The sequence below is a fragment of the Shewanella morhuae genome, assembly GCF_900156405.1.
Classification (GTDB): Bacteria; Pseudomonadota; Gammaproteobacteria; order Enterobacterales; family Shewanellaceae; genus Shewanella; species Shewanella morhuae.
Map to the genome: position 1 here is coordinate 325,276 of NZ_FTNN01000002.1, position 24,201 is coordinate 349,476.

At 42.2% G+C, this 24,201-nt stretch carries 19 protein-coding genes and 1 tRNA gene; 12 read left to right on the forward strand and 8 right to left on the reverse strand.

Features of this window, described 5'->3' with window-relative positions; translation table 11 throughout:
* Nucleotides 1–808: 808 nt before the first annotated feature.
* The 4 genes from pyrB (at nucleotide 809) to nhaD (ending at nucleotide 6,396) form a co-directional block, all read left to right on the forward strand.
* Entirely contained in the window at nucleotides 809–1,738 is a 930-nt protein-coding gene (gene pyrB / locus BW947_RS03750; RefSeq protein ID WP_076496981.1) for an aspartate carbamoyltransferase, read from the forward strand.
* 16 nt (nucleotides 1,739–1,754) lie between these two features.
* Nucleotides 1,755–2,216 carry an aspartate carbamoyltransferase regulatory subunit gene (gene pyrI / locus BW947_RS03755; RefSeq protein ID WP_076496982.1) on the forward strand — a complete coding sequence of 154 codons (462 nt, stop codon included), beginning with the start codon at nucleotides 1,755–1,757 and terminating at the stop codon, nucleotides 2,214–2,216.
* A gap of 678 nt (nucleotides 2,217–2,894) precedes the next feature.
* Nucleotides 2,895–4,184 carry a glutamate-1-semialdehyde 2,1-aminomutase gene (hemL, locus tag BW947_RS03760; RefSeq protein WP_076496983.1) on the forward strand — a complete coding sequence of 430 codons (1,290 nt, stop codon included), beginning with the start codon at nucleotides 2,895–2,897 and terminating at the stop codon, nucleotides 4,182–4,184.
* A gap of 964 nt (nucleotides 4,185–5,148) precedes the next feature.
* Entirely contained in the window at nucleotides 5,149–6,396 is a 1,248-nt protein-coding gene (nhaD, locus tag BW947_RS03765; RefSeq protein WP_076496984.1) for a sodium:proton antiporter NhaD, read from the forward strand.
* Between the two features lie 141 nt (nucleotides 6,397–6,537).
* Here nhaD and BW947_RS03770 read toward each other — a convergent pair whose 3' ends face one another.
* Both BW947_RS03770 and BW947_RS03775 read right to left on the reverse strand, forming a co-directional pair.
* Nucleotides 6,538–7,614 (reverse strand): general secretion pathway protein GspB, encoded by a 1,077-nt coding sequence (locus BW947_RS03770; protein WP_076496985.1) that lies wholly within the window; start codon nucleotides 7,612–7,614, stop codon nucleotides 6,538–6,540.
* A complete protein-coding gene (locus tag BW947_RS03775; protein WP_076496986.1) occupies nucleotides 7,614–9,287 on the reverse strand; it encodes an ExeA family protein in 1,674 nt (557 codons plus the stop codon). Before BW947_RS03775 ends, BW947_RS03770 begins: the two co-directional genes overlap by 1 nt.
* A gap of 179 nt (nucleotides 9,288–9,466) precedes the next feature.
* On the opposite strand from BW947_RS03775, the gene BW947_RS03780 reads away from it, so the two are divergent.
* Together BW947_RS03780 and BW947_RS03785 are read left to right on the forward strand one after the other, a co-directional pair.
* Nucleotides 9,467–10,717: a multifunctional CCA addition/repair protein gene (locus BW947_RS03780; protein ID WP_076496987.1), complete on the forward strand. Its 1,251-nt coding sequence runs from the start codon at nucleotides 9,467–9,469 to the stop codon at nucleotides 10,715–10,717.
* Nucleotides 10,718–10,950: 233 nt separating this feature from the next.
* The gene (locus BW947_RS03785; protein WP_006080732.1) at nucleotides 10,951–11,217 is read left to right on the forward strand and encodes an Lpp/OprI family alanine-zipper lipoprotein; all 267 of its coding nucleotides are present in this window, start codon (nucleotides 10,951–10,953) and stop codon (nucleotides 11,215–11,217) included.
* 629 nt (nucleotides 11,218–11,846) lie between these two features.
* Here BW947_RS03785 and BW947_RS03790 read toward each other — a convergent pair.
* The 4 genes from BW947_RS03790 to folB form a co-directional block, all read right to left on the reverse strand.
* Nucleotides 11,847–12,689, reverse strand: a complete 843-nt coding sequence (locus tag BW947_RS03790) for a class I SAM-dependent methyltransferase (RefSeq protein ID WP_076496988.1) — start codon at nucleotides 12,687–12,689, stop codon at nucleotides 11,847–11,849.
* 118 nt (nucleotides 12,690–12,807) lie between these two features.
* Complete coding sequence (locus BW947_RS03795; protein ID WP_076496989.1) at nucleotides 12,808–13,608, reverse strand: undecaprenyl-diphosphate phosphatase; 801 nt, start codon at nucleotides 13,606–13,608, stop codon at nucleotides 12,808–12,810.
* An 18-nt stretch (nucleotides 13,609–13,626) separates the two neighbouring features.
* Complete coding sequence (gene folK / locus BW947_RS03800; protein ID WP_076496990.1) at nucleotides 13,627–14,130, reverse strand: 2-amino-4-hydroxy-6-hydroxymethyldihydropteridine diphosphokinase; 504 nt, start codon at nucleotides 14,128–14,130, stop codon at nucleotides 13,627–13,629.
* Nucleotides 14,131–14,197: 67 nt separating this feature from the next.
* Entirely contained in the window at nucleotides 14,198–14,548 is a 351-nt protein-coding gene (gene folB / locus BW947_RS03805; protein ID WP_076496991.1) for a dihydroneopterin aldolase, read from the reverse strand.
* 267 nt (nucleotides 14,549–14,815) lie between these two features.
* On the opposite strand from folB, the gene plsY reads away from it, so the two are divergent.
* Nucleotides 14,816–15,427: a glycerol-3-phosphate 1-O-acyltransferase PlsY gene (gene plsY / locus BW947_RS03810; RefSeq protein WP_076496992.1), complete on the forward strand. Its 612-nt coding sequence runs from the start codon at nucleotides 14,816–14,818 to the stop codon at nucleotides 15,425–15,427.
* Nucleotides 15,428–15,496: 69 nt separating this feature from the next.
* Here the strand turns inward: plsY and tsaD are convergent, their stop codons facing one another.
* Complete coding sequence (gene tsaD / locus BW947_RS03815) at nucleotides 15,497–16,513, reverse strand: tRNA (adenosine(37)-N6)-threonylcarbamoyltransferase complex transferase subunit TsaD (RefSeq protein ID WP_076496993.1); 1,017 nt, start codon at nucleotides 16,511–16,513, stop codon at nucleotides 15,497–15,499.
* A 218-nt stretch (nucleotides 16,514–16,731) separates the two neighbouring features.
* On the opposite strand from tsaD, the gene rpsU reads away from it, so the two are divergent.
* The 5 genes from rpsU (at nucleotide 16,732) to BW947_RS03840 (ending at nucleotide 21,519) form a co-directional block, all read left to right on the forward strand.
* Nucleotides 16,732–16,947, forward strand: a complete 216-nt coding sequence (rpsU, locus tag BW947_RS03820) for a 30S ribosomal protein S21 (protein WP_006080725.1) — start codon at nucleotides 16,732–16,734, stop codon at nucleotides 16,945–16,947.
* Nucleotides 16,948–16,953: 6 nt separating this feature from the next.
* Nucleotides 16,954–17,397, forward strand: coding sequence for a GatB/YqeY domain-containing protein (locus tag BW947_RS03825; protein ID WP_076496994.1), 444 nt, complete (start codon nucleotides 16,954–16,956; stop codon nucleotides 17,395–17,397).
* 83 nt (nucleotides 17,398–17,480) lie between these two features.
* A complete protein-coding gene (gene dnaG, locus BW947_RS03830; RefSeq protein ID WP_076496995.1) occupies nucleotides 17,481–19,205 on the forward strand; it encodes a DNA primase in 1,725 nt (574 codons plus the stop codon).
* A gap of 135 nt (nucleotides 19,206–19,340) precedes the next feature.
* Nucleotides 19,341–21,179, forward strand: a complete 1,839-nt coding sequence (gene rpoD / locus BW947_RS03835) for an RNA polymerase sigma factor RpoD (protein ID WP_143562195.1) — start codon at nucleotides 19,341–19,343, stop codon at nucleotides 21,177–21,179.
* A gap of 263 nt (nucleotides 21,180–21,442) precedes the next feature.
* Nucleotides 21,443–21,519 (forward strand) — tRNA-Ile (locus tag BW947_RS03840).
* Nucleotides 21,520–21,736: 217 nt separating this feature from the next.
* Here the strand turns inward: BW947_RS03840 and BW947_RS03845 are convergent.
* Complete coding sequence (locus BW947_RS03845; RefSeq protein ID WP_076496996.1) at nucleotides 21,737–23,857, reverse strand: methyl-accepting chemotaxis protein; 2,121 nt, start codon at nucleotides 23,855–23,857, stop codon at nucleotides 21,737–21,739.
* Nucleotides 23,858–24,201: the final 344 nt, after the last annotated feature.

A 24,201-nucleotide genomic window follows, 5' to 3' on the forward strand; every position in this document is an offset into this window, starting at 1 on the left:
GTGATGAGAGTCACGTCATACTATTAGTAAAGGTTTTTTTGCTAAATCTCTCGCAGCATTTACCGTTAGTGTGCTTAGATAAACCAGTAAGACTTTAACCGTAAAATTAAAATAAACAACTGATAATATTAAAAAATCACTTACCTTGTGAACTGAACACGCTAAGACCGCAAAAGCCGAATATCACACTGAAGCATGGCTCTACAGCTGATGTCGCCATTGATTTAACAAGCCTTAAATTCTACGACGAAGATGATAAAAACATCTCAGCAAGATAAAAAAGTGCCAAACCTTGCCTGTGCAATATCGCTATGTAGCACTTAGCCGATAGCATCTAGTCGATAACGGTATACATAAATGCGTATCAGCAGAAGCCTTCATTATTAATCATGCCAATAATGAAAATGAACTGATGACTCAGCTACTGAGGTAAATCGCTCAGGAAGGTATCTCTTTTTCAAGTGTTTAACCAACAAAATGACGGGGTAATGCAAATGCTTGCGAACACAAGAAATGGGCGTATAATCCTTCGGAATTTTTCGAAACAGAGTTTAGCAATGAACTGGCCAGCTAAGTACAACTTGATTCATTATCGCCGAGAAGCTGCATCGGTTTTATTTTCTGTTTTTCAATTTTAAAACAGCCTCCTTGTTTAAGGGGGCTTTTTTTTGTCTGTTTTTTACGTCAGACAAAAGCGTTTTAAAGCTTAATTTGTAAAATACATTCGCAATGTAACTTGCGCTGTAAGTGCAATCGCAAAAATTTAAAACCATTTGTATCCGTTATCTATATATTGGGAAGATAAGCCATGGCAAATTCGTTATTTCAAAAACACATCATATCCATTCCGGAATTAACCCGAAGTGAACTTGAACTTATCGTTGAAACTGCTGGAAAACTGAAAGCAGAGCCAAATCCAGAATTATTAAAAAATAAGGTTGTGGCGTGTTGTTTTTTTGAACCATCAACACGTACCCGTCTCTCTTTTGAAACCGCAATACAACGCCTTGGCGGCACTGTGATTGGTTTTGATAATGGCGGTAACACCTCATTAGCTAACAAAGGCGAAACTTTGGCTGACTCTGTTCAGGTGATATCTTCTTATGTCGATGCTTTTGTTATACGCCACCCGCAAGAGGGTGCAGCACGTTTAGCTTCTGAATTCTCTCATGGCGTACCAGTACTTAACGGTGGCGACGGGGCAAATCAACATCCAACACAAACCCTATTAGACCTATTTTCAATCTTTGAAACTCAAGGGCGCCTAGATAATCTGAATATCGCATTCGTTGGCGATCTAAAGTATGGCCGTACTGTACATTCTCTGGCCCAAGCATTATCGAAGTTTAACAACATTAACTTCTTCTTCATCGCACCCGAAATTTTGGCTATGCCAGATTACATTTGCGAAGAATTAAACCAAGCCGGTATCAATTATAGTCTGCATGCCACTATGGAAGAAGTGATCCCTAAGCTAGATATACTGTATATGACTCGCGTTCAGAAAGAGCGTTTGGACGAATCAGAGTACGTGCATATTAAAGCCGCTTACGTCCTAACAGCCTCAATGCTAGCTGACGCGTCAGATAACCTAAAGGTATTACACCCATTACCGCGTATAGATGAAATTACCGTTGATGTCGATAAAACCAAACACGCTTACTACTTTCAGCAAGCTGAAAATGGAGTTTACGCGCGTGAGGCGCTACTGGCACTTGTACTAAACGAACAACTATAAGCAGGAGATAATCGCTATGCCTAAAGAAACCCAACTGGTTGAAGCAATAAAAAATGGTTCTGTTATCGACCATATTCCCGCAAATATGGGGATAAAGGTGCTTAAACTGTTCAAAATGCACAAAACGAATCAACGCGTAACGATAGGCCTCAACCTGCCCTCTTCAGCTTTAGGCGCGAAGGATTTGATTAAGATTGAAAACGTATTTATCAATACGGATCAGGCTAACCAATTGGCTTTATATGCACCTAATGCAACAGTAAACCAAATAGAAAATTATGAAGTGGTTAAAAAACTCACCTTGTCACTTCCAGAGAAAATCAATTCGATTTTTAAGTGCCCTAATAGCAACTGCATTACTCATAATGAGCCTGTAGACAGTAGTTTTACTATTATTGCCAAAAAAGAAGATGTATTCCTAAAGTGCAGATACTGTGAAAAAGTGTTCTCGCGGGAAATCGTCACTGAACGTGTTTAACCTTAACAGAGGTTAAACATTAGATAGACCGGATGAATTAACCACTTATATGGTTAATTCATCTCAAACTTATCACTCGCTATACTCATAAGTAGGATTTGTACATCAGCACCCCATTTTCACATTAGACGTTCATACCTAAAGCAAGCAATCTCCCAATACAGTACAAAGTACTTCATACAAAATACCGTTAAGCTATAAATACCAAGATGGCAATTGACATTGACCTCCTTTAAGCGTTGCCAATGCTTGGTTATGTGATCAATGGTCATTGCAAATGCTGAGTATGAGATCACAATAACGGAACGATTTAACGAAAATTTAGATCAGCCTGATATACTCTACCCAGCACAAATTCAAGAAGAGCGAGCCCCAATAAAGGGGAAGCCGAATAAATATCATGGTATAAGAGCGCTTAAACCTAAATATTGATACAAAACATTGCAAACTCTGTGGTCTAACATCCGCGATAAAGGCTATAGAACACAGATAAATGAGTTAGATAGTCTGCTTAATTTAGCCACTTTTAGATTGGTAAATAACGGACTTTTAATTTGTATGGCGCAGCTTGCGCTCACATCTGGTGTTGGTTCACAACTTGAACAACACCCATGTTCAGTTAATTAGTACTTATAAAACGCCGATGTTAAATCTGGCGACTGACTTTAAGGATATAGAATGACCCGTTCAGAAACCCTATTTGAACAAGCTAAAAAAACCATCCCCGGTGGTGTTAACTCCCCGGTTCGTGCTTTTAATGGTGTAGGTGGTTCCCCCCTATTTATTGAAAAAGCCAATGGCGCTTATATTTATGATGCAGATGGTAAAGCTTATATTGATTACGTCGGTTCTTGGGGACCGATGATCCTCGGCCATAACCACCCAAAAATCCGTGCTGCGGTATTAGCTGCGGTTGAAAATGGTTTGTCTTTTGGCGCGCCAACAGAGCTTGAAGTGCAAATGGCCGAGAAAGTCATCTCTATGGTGCCGTCTATCGAGCAAGTGCGCATGGTGAGTTCAGGCACAGAAGCGACCATGAGTGCTATCCGTTTAGCACGCGGTTTTACCAACCGTGACAAAATTTTAAAATTTGAAGGCTGTTACCATGGCCACGCAGATTGCCTGTTAGTTAAAGCGGGTTCTGGCGCACTAACCTTAGGCCAACCTAGCTCACCAGGTATCCCTGAAGATTTCGCTAAGCACACCTTAACTGCGGTGTATAACGATTTAGATTCCGTTAGAACGCTGTTTGAACAATATCCTACGGATATTTCTTGCATCATCATCGAGCCTGTTGCTGGCAACATGAACTGCATTCCACCTATCCCTGGCTTCTTGCAAGGTCTACGGGATATTTGTGATGAGTTTGGTGCTTTACTGATTATCGATGAAGTGATGACCGGCTTTCGCGTATCAAAAAGTGGTGCACAGGGTTATTACGGCGTAACGCCTGACTTAACTACGCTAGGTAAAGTCATTGGTGGCGGTATGCCAGTGGGTGCATTTGGTGGCCGTAAAGATGTAATGCAATTTATCGCGCCGACAGGTCCAGTTTACCAAGCGGGCACGTTATCAGGTAACCCAATTGCAATGTCAGCGGGTCTAGCACAAATGGATGCCCTGTGTGAAGAAGGTCTGTACGAAGCCTTAAGCGCTAAAACTAAACGTATCGCCGAGGGGTTTAAAGCGGCGGCAGATAAGCACGGTATTCCAATGGCAATCAACTATGTTGGTGGCATGTTTGGTTTCTTCTTTACTGACCAAGCTGAAATTACCCGTTTCGATCAAGTGACGCAATGCAACATCGAGCAGTTCCGTATTTTCTACCACGGCATGTTAGATGAAGGCGTTTACTTAGCCCCTAGTGCCTATGAAGCTGGTTTCCTATCAATGGCCCACGGCGATAAAGAAATGCGCTTAACCTTAGAAGCAGCTGACCGCGTATTAGCGAGCATGAAAGCAAGCTAGGTTTAGATTTAGACATATTAGGGGACGCCAGCGCGTCCCCTTTTTTTTATGCTAAATCGCTGCATCACTAACGTATCTAAATAACCTGAACTCGGGATAACGAGTGTCGAAAAAATCTAAATTTAACAAAATAAATCAATGTTATAAATGATTAGTTTGAAAAGAAAAATCTATTTTCTGACTGAATGCGCAGTTTTTTACGCATATCAAGGCGCTCTGTCGTACACCATAGCGAGCTATAGTTAGGCAGAGCAACGCAGAGAGGCCCGAAAAGATGCCTATTCAGCGGCTCTGCTTATCCCTAGCTCAGGTTAAATACTAGTTTGTATATTTATACGCCGAACGAGTTTATTTAATCTGCACTGAGAATAAGCTCTACATTTCTACAGGTTATGCTTCTCTTTATCGACATTAGCCTTGCGACTAATGGCTCGCTATTGAAGTACGCAAACCTGCTATTAATCAATAGCAAAAACGCCCTTTGTAGTGTTAATTTTTTGGATAAGAACATAAGATTAATTGAGGCCACAGCTACTATGCCGAGCTCAGATTATTTAAAATTTGTTTAAGTAAAAGTGTTTAGCCTAACAACAAGCCTATAGCGATATCGCTATTCAACAATCTCTACCTGAACAAAAATTAATTGAAGGTTCTGCAAACAGATTGCTTAGACTTTAATCGTAGAACCCACTTTTAACACAGCGATTAAACTTCTCAATTAAGCTAAAAAAACTATATAAACCGCAACTTACGAGACATAAAACCAGATTAGTGCCAAATCGCATGGGATCAATATCACAAAGTTAACGCAAATTGGGTTATAGCTAACGGTTGCGTTATGTATTCTATTATGTTCTGATCCGCTCGCGCTAATACGGCTAGCTTAATTTAGCCTTGATAAGCCCAATCTTTAGGTTGACTCAAGTCGTCCTACGACATTAAAACAGCAGTTGGAATTGTAGTTATGTTAAATACCTTTCTCATCATACTTGCCGTGCTGGCATTGCTCAGTATTGTTTTCGAAGAAGTTACCCATCTTAATAAAGCAAAAACCACCTTATTCTTTGGCTGTATCTCTTGGGTAGCGCTGTTTATGGCTGCAGGAGATCCTACTAATGAGAAAATAGTTGCCCGCCAACTCAATGAGAACCTACTCGAAATTGCCACGCTTTGGTTATTTCTAATGTCGACCATGACCTTCGTTGCGTACTTAAACGCGAAGGGCATGATCCAAATTATGGTTCAAAAGCTGTTCCCGCAAAAAGTGTCGGTACGCATGCTAATGATCCAAGTGGCCTTATTTGCACTGGTGCTGTCAGCATTTTGTGATAACGTCACTGCAACCTTAGTGTCTTTAGGCTTATTAACTACCTTTAAACTTGATAAGCAGATGCGCCGAAGAATGGCGGTATTGATCATCTTTGCGGTGAACTCAGGCGGTGTAGCACTCATTACTGGGGATATTACCACACTGATGATCTTCCTCGGTGGTCATGTGCATATGTCTGAACTGCTGATGTTATTTATTCCATCGGCGGTAAGCGTGATTCTACTCGCTACCCTGTTCTCTCTTAAAGCCGAAGGTGTGGTCAGCACTACGCCAATCAAACACACCTACCAAACAGTTGACGTGCTGATTGCGATCGTGTTTTTCTGCACCATTATAATGACCATGTTATTAAACATATTGTTTGGTATTCCGCCCGTATTAACCTTCTTAACGGGTCTATCAATTATGTTTTTGATTGGCCATACAACCCACAGTAATAAAGAAGAACTCAAAATTCTTGAGTACATTCGCCAAGTAGAATATGACACCCTATTATTCTTCCTAGGTATTTTATTGCTCGTCGGTATGCTTAAAGAAATCGGTACCTTAGATATGTTGACTGAAGCTTATACGATGTTTAATCCAAACATTTCTAACTTCTTCACCGGTATCGGCTCAGCCTTAATTGATAACGTGCCACTCACCGCTGCACTATTAAAAGCCAATCCCGTATTGAATACGCCTGAATGGCTTGGTTTAACTTATAGTGTTGGCGTTGGCGGTTCACTACTTATCATTGGTTCCGCATCCGGTATTGTGGCTATGAGTAAAGTGAAAGAACTGACTTTTGTAAGTTATTTAAAATACGTTCCTGCACTTTTCCTTTGCTACAGCGTCGGTTACGCAATAACCCTGTTTCTAGCCTATAGACTGTTTGATTAAACTAATTACGGTATATAACAAAAAAGGCGCCCAAGGCGCCTTTTTTGTCTTTATTATTTGCCACTTCTAACACATTGTTAAAATTGATAAAAAAAGTTTGTCGGTGTTATTTGTCGCATCATTTAACTTAATTGTAGAGGTCTAAATCGCAGGAACTTTAAACTGAGTTCCTTGAATATCTAACACGATATCCCGTGGACGGATGGCGATAATCTTTAATTTCCCCGCGATCAAATCTCCTTCTTGTAACTCAGCGCCATCGACATTTAACCACCGCTGACTTGAGTCAGTAGAATAAACATGAGCAACTATATTGAATTCAGGAACTTGCAACTGTAACCCCGCAGGTAACTGACCATATTTTGGAATATCATCCACGGCAGTTTTAGGAATAGGGTCTAATTTAGCCTCTGTAACAGGTGTTTTTGCAGCATGAGTATATTCCACCTTTTTTAATGCAGTTTGAAACGTCGCGACTAACTTATCCTCATCACGGCTTTTATTCGTTTCTAAGCCCACATCTTCTGCCGCCGCACTCACTTGTTGCCGTAGAGCCTCAAGGCTCGCTAAACCTGCACCATTGGCATTGGCGCCTAACATCATGGTTTGTGATGCACCAATAGATGACGTTTGAGTGTCCACTGCCATCGTTTCACGATTTGCAGCATCAACTTGAGCTGAAGTCGACATATAGTCTGCGTAACTGGCATCACTTACACCAACAGCAGGAGTAGTGGTATTGAGGGTATAATCTATCTGAGGTGTATTTGATACTACTGCCCCAGGTTGAAATGGTGATACGGCGGCTAGCTCAGGTAAAGTCTGCGCCCGAGGAAGTGCTACTTTCCCAGCAAAACGAACACTCTCAGCGTTTGATTCAGTTTGTAATTGAGTTTTAGACTCTGCCAAAGGTTCATTGTTAACCGCCGATGACAATGGACTTGCCACTACCACAGCACGACTTGGGGTAAGCTCAGCGGGTATAAGCTCTGTCGGAGTTAATTCAGCTTTAGTCAGCTGGGCCTGATCCCAAGCGTTTAGCCCCCAAGCTGCCCCAACTCCTGCGGCAACTGCAAGCACCAATAGAGAAATTCTGCCTGTGGGTGACATCGCTTTGCGTGACGGTGAATAGTTGGCCCTTGGCGTCATTACGGCATCGGGAAGCTGCGATTGTTGCTGTTGTTTATTGCGGATAACGGCATCAAGTAATATAGACATTAACGACTTGCCCCATTATCTGTTAAACGCGGGCCTTGCTGGCTTAAATACAAATTTAATCTCACTAATGTTTGGTTCCCAGCAATACCATCGGCTTTTAATCCATGCTGGCTTTGGAAAGCTTTAAGATCATTTTCTAATGGCACATCGAATTGATTGACTCTACGCGCATTACGGTTGCTAACATGGGCTAAAGCATTTTCCAACCATTGTAATTGTCCAGGGCTCGATTTTTGACTGATATCCATCATAGGTAAATTAGGGGCTTGCCATAGTATTTCGAAGGTGCCACTAAAATGTTGATTAAACCAAGCCTTATCAATCCAAAGCTGTTGCTCCCCTAATTGCATTAGTAACTGCTCACCATCAATTGCGATCACAGCACCATAAAAATCTTGCTGATGATCATCAACTAAATAGACAACGGCGGGATAATTAAGTCGAGTCAATGACATCCAATTACCCTGTTGTTGATAGCATGCTAATTCTTGCTCAACCGCAGACTGACAAGCCGTTAAACCTTTATAAGGCACTTTTCCCCACACACTAAATAGCCCCGCAAAAGCGGTATCAATATTGCGACTCTGATTAATCGCATCATTGAGCAAACGTTGATTAGGACTGGCCACTAATGTCTGCTGCGGCTCAATGCTTGAGTGATTAACGGGATGTGCCACTTCATGCGCCGCAGCGGTTGTGCTTAACTCTTGAGGATTTGCTCCACTAGGCGCTAACTTAGGCTGAGAAACTAAACTAGTCGCTGCATTTACGGGCTTATCAGTCAATAGCCAATAAGAAACACCAAAAGCCATAAATAGCACAATCGTGGTCACTGTTGGCCATAAATATTTATGCTGAGTGGGCTCGATTTCACCTAACACCTCTGCTGCGGCTTGCCTGACCATATGATGATCAATTGGCACTCGTGACTGAGCATAGCCAGCCATTAAAGCTCGTTCGCATAACAAGTTAATTAATCGAGGTATGCCACCACTGTACTTTTGTAAAACCTTAATGGCTTTTCCAGTAAATAGCGGTTCAAACCGCCCCGCAACTTGTAATCGATGCAATACATAAAGCCCTATTTCATCTTCATTTAACGGCAATAAATGGTAACGTGCGGTAATACGCTGTGCTAATTGACGTAACTCTTGGCGCTTTAGTAACAACTGCAATTCTGGCTGGCCAATCAAAATGACTTGTAATAGTTTTTTTGTATCGGTTTCAAGATTAGTAAGTAAGCGCAGTTGTTCTAATACCTCAGGGCGTAAATGCTGCGCTTCATCAATAATCAGTACGGTATTTCGGCCCTTACTGTGATTGGCTAATAGAAACCGACTCAAGTGATCAATCAGTTGCTTGAGTGTAGGATTATCGCCGTAGCTGATTTTCAGCTCATCACAAAGTGTTGCCAGTAACTCAAGCTCAGTCAGTGACGGATTTAGAATAAATGCGGTATCGGTATTGTCGGGCAATTGCCCTAACAAACAGCGAGATACTGTTGTTTTTCCCGTACCAACCTCACCAGTTAACAGCACAAAACCACCTGTTTCACCCAACCCGTAAGTTAAGTGGGCTAACGCTTCTCGATGCCTATCACTCAAAAACAAATAATGGGGATTGGGTGCAATTGAAAAAGGGTTGTCGCTGAGTCCATAAAAAGCCTTGTACATACCACCAATCATCCTAATTTAAAAATAACGCCCCACGTTAAAGCGTCCCAATGTTATTGTCAAAATATCCGCAACATCGATGTGACATACTCTGCATGTAAATAACTCAAGGCGACGTTGCCAATCATCAATGTGAGCATGTTAAGCTATGTTTATGACACATTAGCCGAAGCAAATCCGTGAAAATATATCTCGTCGGCGGTGCAGTGCGTGACAACCTGCTCAATCTGCCAATTAAAGATAAAGATTACCTCGTCGTTGGGGCAACGCCAGAGCAAATGCTCCAGCTGGGTTACCGTCAAGTCGGTAAAGACTTTCCTGTTTTTCTACATCCTAAGAATCAACAAGAATACGCACTGGCTCGCACCGAACGAAAAGTTGGACTAGGGTATGGTGGTTTTAGTTGCTATGCCAGCCCTGATGTGACTTTAGAACAAGACTTGCTGCGCCGAGATCTGACTATCAATGCCATAGCACAAGATGAAGATGGCACGCTTTACGATCCTTTTAATGGTATGAGGGATATTGCAGAGCGCAATTTACGCCACGTTTCTGATGCTTTTATAGAAGATCCTTTACGGGTATTGCGTGTTGCTCGTTTTGCCGCGAGATTCCATGCTTTAGGCTTTAAAATTGCCACTGAAACGCTCGCGCTTATGCGTCAAATTAGCGAAAGTGATGAACTTAACGCATTGACGCCAGAACGTGTTTGGCAAGAAGTGGACAAAAGTTTAGCTGGCCCACACCCTGAGATTTTTTTTGAGGTATTGAATCAATGTGGTGCTCTAAAAGTGCTGTTTCCTGAAGTTTTTGCTTTATTCGGTATTCCTCAACCTGAAAAATGGCATCCTGAAATTGATACAGGCGTGCATACATTGATGGTTATCGCTCAAGCAGCCCTTCTCACAGAGGACAAAAGCGTTAGATTTGCCGCATTAGTCCATGACTTAGGTAAAGCGCTTAGCCCCAAAGAGCATTTACCAAAACATCACGGTCACGGACAAAAAGGTTTGCCGCTGATTAAAGCACTCTGCAGTCGTTTACGAGTACCTAACGAAATGCGCGATGTGGCTTTATTAGTCAGCGATCAACATCAGAATGTGCATCAGGCATTCGAACTCAGAGCGGAAACTATCGTCAAAATATTCGATAAAGCAGATTTTTGGCGTAAGCCTGAACGCTTAGAGCAACTCATCTTAGCTTGCACTGCCGATATGCGTGGTCGCACTGGCTTTGAAAGCAATGTATACCCACAAGGTGAGTATCTAACTCAGTGCTTTGACGTCGCCAATAACATTGATATTAGTGCCATCATTGCGGCAGGCTTTCAGGGAGCAGAGATAAAAAACGCATTAAATTTACGTCGAATTGAAGCGGTCAGTCAGCTTAAGCACAAATTGCAAACCCAACAGTCAACAAACAACCCGTAATTTGTAATTAATTTGTAAATGCCGTAGCGTTTTATAGTGAACAATTGCCCTGTTTACGATTAGAAATATTAATATAACTTATAAAAAAAGCTTTTAAAAAAATTTTATCTGCCTATAGTGGTTAAACACATTAATATTCGTAGCAAATTAAAATAGCTATGTCATAATTAGGCAGTTTCGCTTACAAAGTAACGGAACATTCAAATCCAACCTATTTTAAGGGATTTTTTACAATGAACAAAAAAGTACTGATGATTGCTGGTTTAGCAATGACTGCCCTACTAGGTGGTTGCGCAAACACTACTGCACTGGAAGAAAGCGTTGCAACTCTGGGCAACAAGGTTGATCAATTGTCAGCTGATGTTGGTTCTCTGAAATCAGAGCAAAGCAAACTGTCTGCAGACGTTAAAGATGCAAAAGCTGCATCTATGGACGCACAAGCAGAAGCTAAACGCGCAAACGACCGTTTAGACAACGTTGCTTCTCGTTACAAGAAGTAATGATAGGTAATTTAGCTTACTATTTAGTAGGTTAAGACAAAAGGCTTAAGAAAGATGAAAGCGATAAGCACATCAATCTAAGCCTTTTTTTATGCCTGCTATTTATATAAATCATCTACAGATACGATAAACAAAATACCACAACACTAAATTGACTTTGAAGATTAGAATGTCATTTAAAGTTGCCCTTATTAGTCAATCTAAAAGCAATCACTTATATACCACTCTATAAACAGCGCAGATTCCTATAAACAATCGCGATTCATTTCTAGAAAGTCCGTATCATTAATCATAATAATCGCTAGATATAGTAGACAATAATTCTTAAACCTCAGCCTCACCTCCCCTTAAAGCATGATTTTATAAAAAGTATAAAACACTATCATTTTAAGAATAGTTATTAATAACAAATCGAGGTTAGATGGGGAATGGTGGCTCCAAGAAGATTGCATTTGTCAGCGAGGAAATGGACCTAAGGTTAAAAACAACAACTATTTCAGCCAGCATAACATAGAAATAACAAACTGAATCATAGGCTTGAGTCATATAGCCTTTAAAACCACCTAAAAGCCATCGTTCTAAGCCTATGAATTGTATTAAAATCAGCCGTATCAACTGTAGATTTTAATCTATAGCGGTTCACTCATACGTTTATGTGCCAAGACTAATACATAGTCAATTTCCAGCGACTCAAAATGACTAGCTTGGATATCGTGTTTCATCTTGTCAGTGGCACGCCACGCATAGGGAGCCATATCCAGCAATGTTAATGCCTGCTCGCCAGTAACAGATAAAGTGAAACTCAGTGGCTGAGTGCTTTTTACCGATAATGCTGAGGGTAAATTCACTTGGAAAGGTTTTTCAACTAAGTCGGAATAAATATATTCTCTTAGTTGCCATAAATGTCGTGGCCCTGGCATGACCAGTAACATAGTCCCATCATCTTTCAATACCCTAACAGACTCTTTTCCTTTTAACGGCCGATCAATGACGGTAATAAAATCCACACAATTATCAGCAAAGGGTAATTTTTTAGAAGAGCTTAAACACAACATTCCAGGAGTCTGCGCCTTCGCCGCGGCAAAAATGGCGTTTTCTGCGTCCGCTACGCCCACGTACTGGACATTTAACGGATTTTCAACCTCTGCCAACTTAGATGCTAAAGCACGTAGGTAAAAGCCCTCAGCGCATTCATAATCCAATAAACAAGCATCAGGCCTGATAGAGCTAGTGATTATCTCAGCCAATGTATCAACCAAGGGCGAAAAGATACCTGATTCGAGCAGAAAACGCTTAGCTCTCACTTGCTCGCGCGAATCCCCCGTCGGTTTCTGGCGTTGTGGCTTAGTAAAAACCCAGTAGCCTTGTTCATCCCGATCAAAGTGATGTTTATCTGCACAATAGAAGCCTTGGGATGCTTTATGTTGTTTTAACGCAAGTCCACAGGTTGGACACTGAAATTCAAGACCCATATAAAGCTCCAAAAATAAGCTAAGCTTCAGAAAATAAAAAAGCTTAAAGAACAAAAAATCGGGTACTTGACCCGATTCTATTATTTATTATCTAACTATGATGTCCAAGCTAGGATAGCTAGAGAAAAATAAATCCACACAATACAGCACCTAACGCTAAACGGTAGATTACAAATGGGGTCATACCCATACGGCTAATAATCTTCAAGAAGTAGTGAATACAAGCATAAGCAGCCACAAATGAAACCAATGTCCCTAACGTTAATGCTTGATAATCAATTGGTAGTTCGCTTTTCACTAAATCTTTACCGACTAAAATAGCGGCACCTAAACTCACAGGTACAGACATTAAAAATGAAAATCGCGCGGCGGCATCTCGGCTTAAACCTAGCATAAGTGCCGCTGTCATGGTTGCACCAGAACGTGATGTGCCAGGGATTAAGGCTAATGCCTGCGCAAAACCAATTAACAAAGCCTTGCGCCAGCCGGTTTGATACACAGTTAAATCACGGCGTGACATCTTATCAGCCCACCACAACAACAAACCAAATATGACAGTAGTAACAGCGATAACTTCAGTATTTCGCAAATGGGTCGCAATATAATCCTTAGCCATAAAACCGAAAAACACCGCAGGTAAGGTTGCTAGAATAATCCACCAAGCCAGCTTACTGTCTTCGGATTGTTTGCCTTTAAATATACTGGCAATCCACGCATTAAACATTGTCCATAATTCATGCCTAAAATAAATCACTACGGCAAATAATGATCCGGTATTAACCGCAACATCAAAAGATAAACCTTGATCTTCCCAACCTAAGAGCTGTGCGGGTAAAATTAAGTGAGCAGAACTAGAAATAGGTAAAAACTCGGTTAGCCCTTGAATAAGCGCTAAAATAATAACCTGAAACGTATCCATGACAATCCTATCAATAAATTAAAACGTCAGCCCTTGAGGCCACTCAAACGCCACGGGCCAAAGCCGCTGTGAATTTTTATCGTACTCCTGCCACAAACTTGCATAACTTTTACCAGCCAAAGGATGCTTAAGCGCTGGTACTAACTCAGCTAATGGCCATAACACAAATGCATTATTGACTATCTCATCACGGGGCAGCACAACAGGAGTTTGACAAACAATATCGTCATAGAGCAACAAGTCTAAATCTAAAGTTCTAGGGCTAAATTTCTTAGCCCCAATAAGCCGGCCGTGATTCTGCTCGATTTGCTTAAACTGTGCAACTACTGTGGCAATATTAAGGTCTGTTTCAGCGCTCGCGACCATGTTTAAAAAGTTGGTGCCACTAAAACCAACGGCTTCACTTTCATACATAGAAGAAAGATTCAATGGTCCAAAACATGCTCGCAGTGATTGCAATCCTGCTTGCAGATGTTTTTTAGGCTCTATATTACTGCCTAAGCTGATATAAATACGTGCCATGCGAATGTCCGATTTATCTGTAGGTAAACATTATCTTTTTAAACCATGATGGTACGTAAGGGTTTAGTTAACGTGAACGCTCAATCTGAACACCCACAGAAGCTGCTGTTGCCACAGCCCCTGGTTTCATTACGATAACTTTAACCCAAGTCACCTTAAATTCTTGCAACAAACAATCGGCAACTCGCTCAGCAACGGTTTCAATTAATTCAATAGGTTGCTCTGTAATAAGTTGCGTTAGCCGCTTAGAAACCGTCTCATAGCAGAGGGCAAATTGATAATCATCGGTCGCTGCGGCAGGTTTGATGTCCCATGCCATATCAAGATCGAGTAATAGGCTTTGATGAATACTCTTTTCCCACTCATAAACGCCAATCACTGTATCAATACGCAATTGACGTATAAGTACCTTATCCATGCATTCTCCAACGACTGATTATCTTGAGGTCTGATAAGTTGAAAGCGATTCTCGCTATATAATCCGCAATCTTCTGACAGATCACTAATTTACTTTCTACTCAGGCCAATCCACAGTAGGATAACGTCCTAAAAGGATTTGCTCATTCAGAAAATATCTGCGTAAAAACGGTGTTGGTAATAACACAGACCGATAACGGAATTGATAACTGAGTTAGCTTTTTAAATTGCTGCGCGATAATACCTTAAGACGCGTAAGGAAACCAATGTGAGTCCATTAACACTGACACTTTTGATGATTTTAGCGGCCTATCTGGCAGGCTCGATCTCAAGTGCCGTGCTGGTTTGTAAAATGAGGGGGTTACCGGATCCAAGGTTGCAAGGTTCAGGCAACCCAGGGGCCACTAACGTCTTGCGAATTGGTGGAGCTGGTGCGGCAGCGGCTGTGCTGTTTTTCGATATGCTCAAAGGTGCTCTACCTTCTTATTTAGCCTATCTTATGGGCATAGATGCCATATCTTTGGGACTAATCGCCATCGCAGCCTGTCTTGGCCACATTTACCCAGTATTTTTTGGTTTTAAAGGCGGTAAAGGTGTTGCTACTGCTTTTGGCGCTATGGCCCCCATTGGCGATGATTTGGCCATTTGCTTAATGGCATCTTGGGTTATCTTGTTACTTATTAGCCGCTACTCTTCCCTTGCTGCTATCCTTACCGCTTTACTTGCACCGCTCTACACTTGGTTATTAGACGACAGATTTACCATTCCCGTTGCCATGCTATCGACTCTTATCATTATAAGGCATAAAGATAATATTCAGCGGTTGCTCAAGGGTGAAGAATCTAAGGTATCACGCAAAAAACGCCCTAAAAAACTGTAGCGATTTAGTCCGATGCCTAAAAACAAAAAACTGCGTTTAATACGCAGTTTTTTGTTTTATATAAAATAACTAATCGACTGGAGGCAAAGTGTCTAACGGCCATCTAGGCTGACCTTTAACTGTCAAGTCTTCATGCTGTCCAGCCTTTAAACGCTGTAATCCCGCAAAGGCAATCATGGCGCCATTATCGGTACAAAACTCCCCGCGAGGATAAAAAACTTGCCCACCCAGCGAGCTCATCATTTCGGCTAAGGTTTCCCTTAAACGAGTATTTGCACTTACGCCACCGGCGATAACGAGTCGATTATAACCCGTTTGTTTTAACGCCCGACGACACTTAATCGCCAGCGTATCAACCACCGCTTCTTCAAAGGCTCTGGCAATATTAGCTCGTGTCTGCTCATCATCAGGCTCGGCGGCTATGGTATTGGCAGTAAAGGTTTTTAAACCCGAAAAACTAAAGTTAAGCCCAGGTTTATCCGTCATTGGTCGCGGGAATTTATAACCTGCTGGTAAGCCTTTAGCGGCAAGCTTGGCTAAACGGGGGCCACCGGGATAATCTAGTCCCATTAACTTAGCCGTTTTATCAAACGCCTCACCCGCAGCATCATCAACGGACTCGCCTAGCACTTCATAGCGGCCAATACCATCAACTTTAACCAACATAGAGTGGCCGCCGGAGACTAATAAAGCCACAAAAGGAAACTCAGGCGCATTCTCCTCGAGCATAGGCGCCAGTAAGTGCCCTTCCATGTGGTGCACACCAATAGCAGGCTTATCCCACGCAAAAGCGAGCGAACGCCCGACACAGGCACCAACAAGCAAGGCCCCAATAAGGCCAGGTCCTTTGGTGTAGGCAATCCCATCGAGTTCAGCTATTTCAGTATTCGCATCTTTCAGCGCTTGACGGATAAGCGGCACAATTTTACGTACATGGTCACGTGACGCCAGCTCTGGCACCACACCGCCATAGTCCGCATGCAACTTAACTTGGCTGTATAACGTGTGGGATAACAAGCCTAGCTCATCGTCATAAACGGCAATACCTGTCTCGTCACAAGATGTTTCAATACCTAGAACCCGCATGATGTCTCATCAATTGTCTAATTAAGGGCGCTAATTCTACCTGTAAGTGCTATATTACTCCAGCAGCACAAACCATTATTGAACCCGCTATAGTGGCAGTTCCCGGTTTTAGGGCTTTACAAGCCTAGGTGTCTCGGTATAAAATTCCGCACCATTTTAAATAGACTTGGTTCGATCCAATTGAACCAGAACAACCTACACCTAAGGGGTGATGGCGTATGCCAATTATTAAAGTACGTGAAAACGAACCATTCGACGTAGCTCTACGTCGTTTCAAGCGCTCTTGTGAAAAAGCTGGTATTTTAGCCGACGTGCGTGCTCGTGAGTTTTACGAGAAGCCAACTACTGCACGTAAGCGCGCAAAAGCAGCTGCAGTTAAACGTTTAGCTAAGAAGCTTTCTCGCGAAAACGCACGTCGCGTACGTTTATATTAATCTCATATGAGCCTAATTGATCAGCTAAAAGACCATATGAAGCAGGCCATGTTCGCCAAAGAGAAGGTGCGCTTGAGTGCTATTCGTATGGCATTGGCCGCCATCAAACAGATTGAAGTGGATACCCGCGAATCTCTGACTGATGAACAGGTCATAGCGGTCTTAACCAAAATGGTGAAACAACGTCGTGATTCGATTGCTCAATTTGAAGCAGCCGGTCGCAACGATTTGGCCGACGTGGAAGCAGCAGAGATTCAAGTTATTGAAGCTTTCCTGCCTACCCCTCTTAGCGAGGCGGAAATCACGGCGCTCATCGATGCAACTATTCTAGAAATAGGCGCATCCACTATGGCGGATATGGGCAAAGTAATGGGAGCATTGAAATCTAAAGTGCAAGGACGTGCAGACATGGGCGCTATTGGCGCTATGATCCGTGCTAAATTGCAATAATTAGCGTTTCACTGTATGAACAAGCCGTGCCTATGCGCGGCTTGTTTGTTTAAATTCGCGCAAGGCGAGATTTTAAGCATTCAATGGCAATACCTCGTGATTTTATCAATGAGCTAATCGCTCGCACTGACATCGTCGAACTTATCGATCGTAAAGTGCCCTTGAAAAAGGCGGGTAAGAACTACTCGGCTTGTTGTCCTTTTCATAGCGAAAAATCACCTTCGTTTACCGTCAGCCATGATAAACAGTTTTATCATTGCTTTGGCTGCGGTGCTCACGGTAACGCCATCGATTTTGTGATGGAGTATGACCGACTCGATTTTATTGATGCCATTGAAGATCTGGCGGGCCAGCTTGGATTAGAGGTTCCTAGAGAACAAGGCACAGGCAAGCGACATGACGACGGCTTAAGTCGTGATTTATATCAACTCATGGAAGAAGCTTGTCTTTACTTTCAAAACCAACTTAGACAACACCAAGATAAACAAAAGGTTATCGATTACCTTACTTATCGTGACTTATCCGATGAGGTAATAGAGCATTTTGGTATCGGTTTTGCGCCAGACGGTTGGGATGGCTTACTAAGCCGCTATCGTCAAAATCAAGATGCGCAGGACAAACTACTGACTGCCGGTATGTTAATTAGCAACGACAGTGGTAAACGTTACGACCGTTTTCGTGACCGCCTTATGTTTCCTATCCGCGATAGACGCGGACGAGTGATTGGCTTTGGTGGAAGAGTTTTAGGTGATGGCACACCCAAATACTTGAATTCTCCAGAAACGCCCATATTTCATAAGGGCAATGAGCTTTACGGTCTGTATGAACTAAAGCAACGCCATCGCGATCCTGACAAAGTGTTGATCGTCGAAGGCTATATGGATGTGGTCGCACTGGCGCAATTTGGCGTCGATTATGCCGTAGCCTCTTTAGGTACATCGACTACTGCTGAACAATTTCAGCTATTACTGCGTAGTGCTAAAGAAGTGGTTTGTTGTTACGACGGCGACCGAGCGGGTACAGAAGCGGCTTGGCGCGCCTTAGAAACGGCATTGCCATTATTAAAGCCGGGCGATCAAGTGCGATTTATGTTTCTGCCTCAGGGTGAAGATCCTGATTCTATGGTGCGTAAAATTGGTAAAGAGGCCTTTGAAGTTTTAATGGGTTCTGCCATTGCGCTACCTGAGTTTTTATTTGACACATTAGCCACCAAATACGGTACGGATAAAGGCAACTTAGCGAAACAAGCTTTTATCTTAATTGAAAAAATTCAAGACACTGTACTGCAAAATTTATTGCTTGAGAATTTAGCTCACAAGCTTGGAATGAACAGCTCAGAAGATATGAAAAAGAAGCTAGGCTTTAGCGTTAAACAAGCTAAGCCAATAGCAAATAGAGGATTAAAAGGACGTGGTACACCATTGCGACTTGCCATCGCATTACTCGTACAACATCCTAAACTGGGATTGGGTTTATCCCCACAGCCCGCACTAGCCCACTTGCAGATGCCAGGCATAGAATTGCTGCCACTGTTATTGGAGATGACTCGAGAGCAAGAGTTAAACAGCGCACAACTACTTGAAAAATTCAGGGAACACTCCCACAGCGGAGCTCTGCATAAATTAGCCCAATGGGACCATCAAGTGGCGGATGAAAACCTGCTCGAAAAGTTTAAACAAACCCTGGTTTGGTTGAACAATCAATATATTGAACAACGATATCAGGAATTGAGTCTTAAACAGGCTCATACTAAAGAAGAGAAGATACAGCTCTCGAAGCTGATCTCAGTCATGAAAGGGTTAAACTGAGGCAAAAATGTCCTCATTCACTATCCCCGTGACTAGCACAGATATGTGCACGCGGCTATAATTGACGATTTGCGCGGCATTGAGCTTACGCTCTGTGTCCGTCGTTGTAACAGTTTCCCAACTTGGATGATATCTATGGATCATACTCCGCAGTCGCAACTTAAGCTGTTGCTTGCCAAAGGTAAAGAGCAAGGTTACTTAACCTATGCAGAAGTGAACGATCACTTACCTGCAGACATGGTCGATTCTGACCAGATCGAAGATATTATCCAGATGATCAATGACATGGGTATCCGAGTTTTCGAAGAAGCTCCCGATGCCGATGACATGATGATGTCAGAAGACAATACAGACGAAGATGCTGCTGAAGAAGCCGCCGCCGCACTGGCAACAGTCGAAAGCGAACTTGGCCGTACAACCGATCCTGTGCGCATGTACATGCGTGAAATGGGTACTGTTGAACTTCTAACCCGTGAAGGCGAGATTGTTATCGCCAAACGTATCGAAGAAGGTATCAACACAGTTCAAAGCTCAGTAGCCGAATATCCACAAGCGATCGCGATGATCCTTGAACAATTCGACCAATTTGAAGCCGACGAACTGCGTCTATCCGATATTATTTCTGGATTTGTCAACCCAGACGAAGATGACGTTGCACCGACGGCAACTCACATCGGTTCTGAATTATCTGAAGATCAATTAGATGACGAAGATGACGAAGAAGATGACGATGATGCCGAAGAAGAAGAGGAAGGCAACAAAGGGCCGGATCCTGAAGAGGCACGTGAAAAATTTGGTCAACTCAGAACCGCTTACGAAAGTGCGCTAAAAATTATTGACGCCAAGGGCCGTGAACACCCTGAGTCAGTAAAAGCTTTATTCGAAATCGGCGAAATCTTCAAAGAGTTTCGTTTAGTCCCTAAACAGTTCGATCGTTTAGTGAAAAGCATGCGTACTATGATGGATCGCGTGCGTGTTCAAGAACGTTTAGTATTAAAACTATGCGTTGAACAAGCTAAAATGCCGAAGAAAAACTTCGTCAAATTCTTTACGGGCAACGAAAGTAATCTTGATTGGTTCCACACTGAAAAAGCCTCAACTAAACCTTATGCCGAAGGCCTAAGAATGGTTGAAGATGACGTAAACCGTTGTCGCACTAAGCTTGCAGCAGTGGAAGAAGAAACGGGTTTAGCCATTTCAGCCATCAAAGACATCAACCGTCGTATGTCAATCGGTGAAGCCAAAGCGCGCCGAGCGAAGAAAGAAATGGTTGAAGCAAACTTACGTCTGGTAATTTCTATCGCGAAGAAATATACCAACCGTGGTCTGCAATTCTTGGACTTAATCCAAGAAGGTAATATTGGCTTGATGAAGGCTGTGGATAAATTTGAATACCGTCGTGGTTATAAGTTTTCGACTTACGCAACTTGGTGGATCCGTCAGGCAATTACTCGCTCTATCGCCGACCAAGCACGTACGATCCGTATTCCAGTGCACATGATCGAAACGATCAACAAGCTGAACCGTATCTCTCGCCAAATGCTACAGGAAATGGGCCGTGAGCCTTCGCCTGAAGAACTGGCTGAGCGTATGATGATGCCGGAAGATAAGATCCGTAAGGTATTAAAAATCGCTAAAGAACCTATCTCTATGGAAACCCCAATCGGTGACGATGAAGATTCGCATTTAGGTGATTTTATCGAGGATACAACCCTCGAATTACCACTGGATTCAGCGACTAGCGAAAGCTTGAAAAACGCTACCCACGAAGTATTAGCGGGCCTAACCGCTCGTGAAGCGAAAGTACTGCGTATGCGTTTTGGTATCGATATGAATACCGACCATACGTTAGAAGAAGTAGGTAAACAGTTTGACGTAACGCGCGAGCGTATTCGACAAATTGAAGCTAAAGCGCTGCGCAAGCTTCGCCACCCTTCACGCTCAGAAATATTAAAATCGTTCTTAGATGAATAGTTGGATATAAAATTCACACTAAGCTAAAACGACAAAGCCCTGCTCTTGCAGGGCTTTTTTATGTCACTAATCCGTCTGCACTAAAGTCATTAACCTGTAATAGGATAAAAATAGCTAAGCGCACACCCGATAAATCAATAAAGTTGATTAACAGATAACCACTTGAATCAATTAGGTGAATTAGAAGCAAAAACACCAGTGACAAGCGCAAACAAGCTTAGTATAATTCCACTCGCTTTAGACAGTGACGACTGTCTTTAGTCGGCCCCTTAGCTCAGTTGGTTAGAGCACACGACTCATAATCGTTAGGTCCACGGTTCAAGTCCGTGAGGGGCCACCAATTCTGATAAGCCGTAGTAGGTTAACCCCTACTACGGCTTTTTCGTATTTAAAATAGTCGCGTTGCTTATTGGTTCTATGAGTAATATTCTTTCTACGCGATATAAATTACGTAGAATAACAACGTGATAAATTTAATTTATCTAATAAAAAACTCTTAGATGAATCGCCTTCATTCTAAGAGTTTTTAAATACATAGAACACTGTCAAACTGACGTTTAGGTTTTTAACTTACCTAATTCTTCATGTTGTTGTCTAACTAAATCCGCCAATACCACACTGCTTCGCTGTGCTTCATCGGCAAGATGAGCAAGTTCTGATGCGGACTCTGAAATCCCAGTAATATTACGGTTAACCTCCTCGGTTACGGCACTTTGCTCTTCTGCTGCAGTTGCTATATGTGTAATTTGTCCTGATATTTCCTCAATTTGGCTTACCATTGAATTCAAAGAAGATAAAGCTTGTTCTGTCTGAGTCACTGCCATTTGTGCCCGTTCAGCCCCTTTATCGATAATACTTGAAGCACTATGTACTTCTTTTTGGAGGGCATCGATAAGCACACTAATATCATCGGTGGAGCTTTGAGTCTTGGACGCCAACGCTCTGACTTCATCGGCAACGACGGCGAAACCACGACCTTGCTCACCCGCCCTAGCGGCTTCAATTGCCGCATTCAAAGCGAGTAGATTTGTTTGCGCCGCAATCGAACTAATCACCTCAAGAATTCGACTAATATTGGTGCTACTTTCGGCCACTTTACTAACGGCTATTTTGGCTTGCAATGACTCTTTCGACATCGTGTCTACATAATCCATTGCTTTAGTTAAACTTTCCTCACTTGCACGAATGTTACGCGACATCGCCTCTGTTTCTACCGCCGTTTGCTCTGATGCTTTAGCGACTTCGAGCGCTGTTGCGCTCATTTCATTTACCGCAGTAACAACACTTTCAATCTCACCATGTTGTCGTTGGACGCTATCACGAGTTAATTGGGCTATTTCTGCTGATGATTGGCTTTCTTGCTGAGTACGACTCGCTAAAACTTTTAATTCTGCAATGAGACTCTTTAGCTTATAGATAAAGGAGTTAAAGCCTTTTGCTAGAGCGATGAGCTCAGCATGTGAGTCGACTTCAATCGATTGGGTCAAGTCACCCTCAGCACTAGCAAGATGCTCTACTCTATTTTGAATCATCTTCAGTGGCGAAATAATGCTGCGAAGCACCAAACTAATGGTGATAACGGCAATCACTGATACGACTAACCCCACTATCAATAGTAGGCTGCCAAGTGATGTAGCCATTTCATCCATTTTATTATTGAGTTCAATTGAGCTTTTATAAGCTTGAGCGTTAGGGACTTGAATAACCAGTGACCATTCAGTATTCGCGAGTGAAATTTTAATCGGATAAGCGACAATAATTTCATCGCCGTCCGTCATGTATTGACCATTCTTATGCAATGAACTAATTTTAGTCGCTAATTTAGGATCAATTGATTCTGATAGAGGACGGGCTTTTTTACTGTCATAGCTGGACGCAACAATAAAGCCATGATTACTCAGTAATGTGACCTTAGCTTGTCCGTCATAAAGGCTCTTTGCTAATCGATCAATTAATGATTGGAATACCGGTAAGTTTACATCAATGCCTATTACACCGATGAACTGCTTATGCTTGACTATCGGTACTGTCAGGGAGGTCATTAGCTCAGTATGACCAGGGCTGATTTCGTCTAAATATGGCTCCATTAAACAAGGTTTTAGCGTTTCTTTAGCGCACAGATACCATTCAGCATCACGCACACCAAACTCATTCAGACTAGTAAGGTATTTTTCTTGTGAATCATCAACTTGCCGTTGTTTCACACTACCATCACTATTACGGGTGTAATACACTTCTAATGCACCAGAAGATGCCACACTATGGCTAATCTCTACATTTAAAAATTCGCTATCGAGACCATCATAACCATTCGGTTCAAATTGCGCGTACATAGAAGAGGTTTGCGAACTTTTCTTTAGCACGGCCGCAAGAGCAAGCTCTAACCTATCGCGCTTTAAGGGTAATTCTTCAGCGGTGCTTTCAACAATCCCCGCAAAAGAAAAAGGAATACGAGAAGCTTCATTAATAAACCCCGCAACCATTTCACCATACTCGCCTGCTCGTGCCTCTAGCTTATCGCGAGTCTCCAGTTGCAGGGTTTTTTGTACTTGTTCAGAAACCTGGATATTTTGTGCGGATAATGCCTGCCAAAGACTTATCGTTAAAATTGCGACAATCAATAAGAACAATGCGGAAGTAATCCACAACAATTTAGTACTGATGGATAAATGCTTCATCTGGTTAACTCCCAAGGGATGACAATTGCACAATAATCTTGAGCTATTTTATTTTAATATTCATTAAACTAACTTAAAAATGGCAACCCACTGTTAAGCTTATCCATATTATCAAAGGTCTACTTTGTTGCTAATAAGTAAAATATTAGCATCAAAATAGAGGTTAAGGTCTAGATCTATCTCTTTATCTGACGAGATAAACATTTATCGGCCGCGATTACTGAAATTCAGCTTAAAACTTTAAAATCATTTGTAACAAAATCCATTCTACTGCTTTACACCATTGGTTTGCAGTGAATATCGCCTTATAATCTTCCCCCTTAAATCTAAAAAAATAATATTGG

What these genes read in the sequence shown, in the direction of transcription:
- BW947_RS03845 (WP_076496996.1), bottom strand. Translation starts at nt 23,857, where the DNA reads ATGAAGCATTTATCCATCAGTACTAAATTGTTGTGGATTACTTCCGCA.
- BW947_RS03785 (WP_006080732.1), top strand. Translation starts at nt 10,951, where the DNA reads ATGAACAAAAAAGTACTGATGATTGCTGGTTTAGCAATGACTGCCCTA.
- rpoD (WP_143562195.1), top strand. Translation starts at nt 19,341, where the DNA reads ATGGATCATACTCCGCAGTCGCAACTTAAGCTGTTGCTTGCCAAAGGT.
- BW947_RS03790 (WP_076496988.1), bottom strand. Translation starts at nt 12,689, where the DNA reads ATGGGTCTTGAATTTCAGTGTCCAACCTGTGGACTTGCGTTAAAACAA.
- pyrB (WP_076496981.1), top strand. Translation starts at nt 809, where the DNA reads ATGGCAAATTCGTTATTTCAAAAACACATCATATCCATTCCGGAATTA.
- dnaG (WP_076496995.1), top strand. Translation starts at nt 17,481, where the DNA reads ATGGCAATACCTCGTGATTTTATCAATGAGCTAATCGCTCGCACTGAC.
- BW947_RS03825 (WP_076496994.1), top strand. Translation starts at nt 16,954, where the DNA reads ATGAGCCTAATTGATCAGCTAAAAGACCATATGAAGCAGGCCATGTTC.
- rpsU (WP_006080725.1), top strand. Translation starts at nt 16,732, where the DNA reads ATGCCAATTATTAAAGTACGTGAAAACGAACCATTCGACGTAGCTCTA.
- hemL (WP_076496983.1), top strand. Translation starts at nt 2,895, where the DNA reads ATGACCCGTTCAGAAACCCTATTTGAACAAGCTAAAAAAACCATCCCC.
- tsaD (WP_076496993.1), bottom strand. Translation starts at nt 16,513, where the DNA reads ATGCGGGTTCTAGGTATTGAAACATCTTGTGACGAGACAGGTATTGCC.
- BW947_RS03795 (WP_076496989.1), bottom strand. Translation starts at nt 13,608, where the DNA reads ATGGATACGTTTCAGGTTATTATTTTAGCGCTTATTCAAGGGCTAACC.
- pyrI (WP_076496982.1), top strand. Translation starts at nt 1,755, where the DNA reads ATGCCTAAAGAAACCCAACTGGTTGAAGCAATAAAAAATGGTTCTGTT.
- folK (WP_076496990.1), bottom strand. Translation starts at nt 14,130, where the DNA reads ATGGCACGTATTTATATCAGCTTAGGCAGTAATATAGAGCCTAAAAAA.
- nhaD (WP_076496984.1), top strand. Translation starts at nt 5,149, where the DNA reads ATGTTAAATACCTTTCTCATCATACTTGCCGTGCTGGCATTGCTCAGT.
- BW947_RS03770 (WP_076496985.1), bottom strand. Translation starts at nt 7,614, where the DNA reads ATGTCTATATTACTTGATGCCGTTATCCGCAATAAACAACAGCAACAA.
- BW947_RS03775 (WP_076496986.1), bottom strand. Translation starts at nt 9,287, where the DNA reads ATGTACAAGGCTTTTTATGGACTCAGCGACAACCCTTTTTCAATTGCA.
- folB (WP_076496991.1), bottom strand. Translation starts at nt 14,548, where the DNA reads ATGGATAAGGTACTTATACGTCAATTGCGTATTGATACAGTGATTGGC.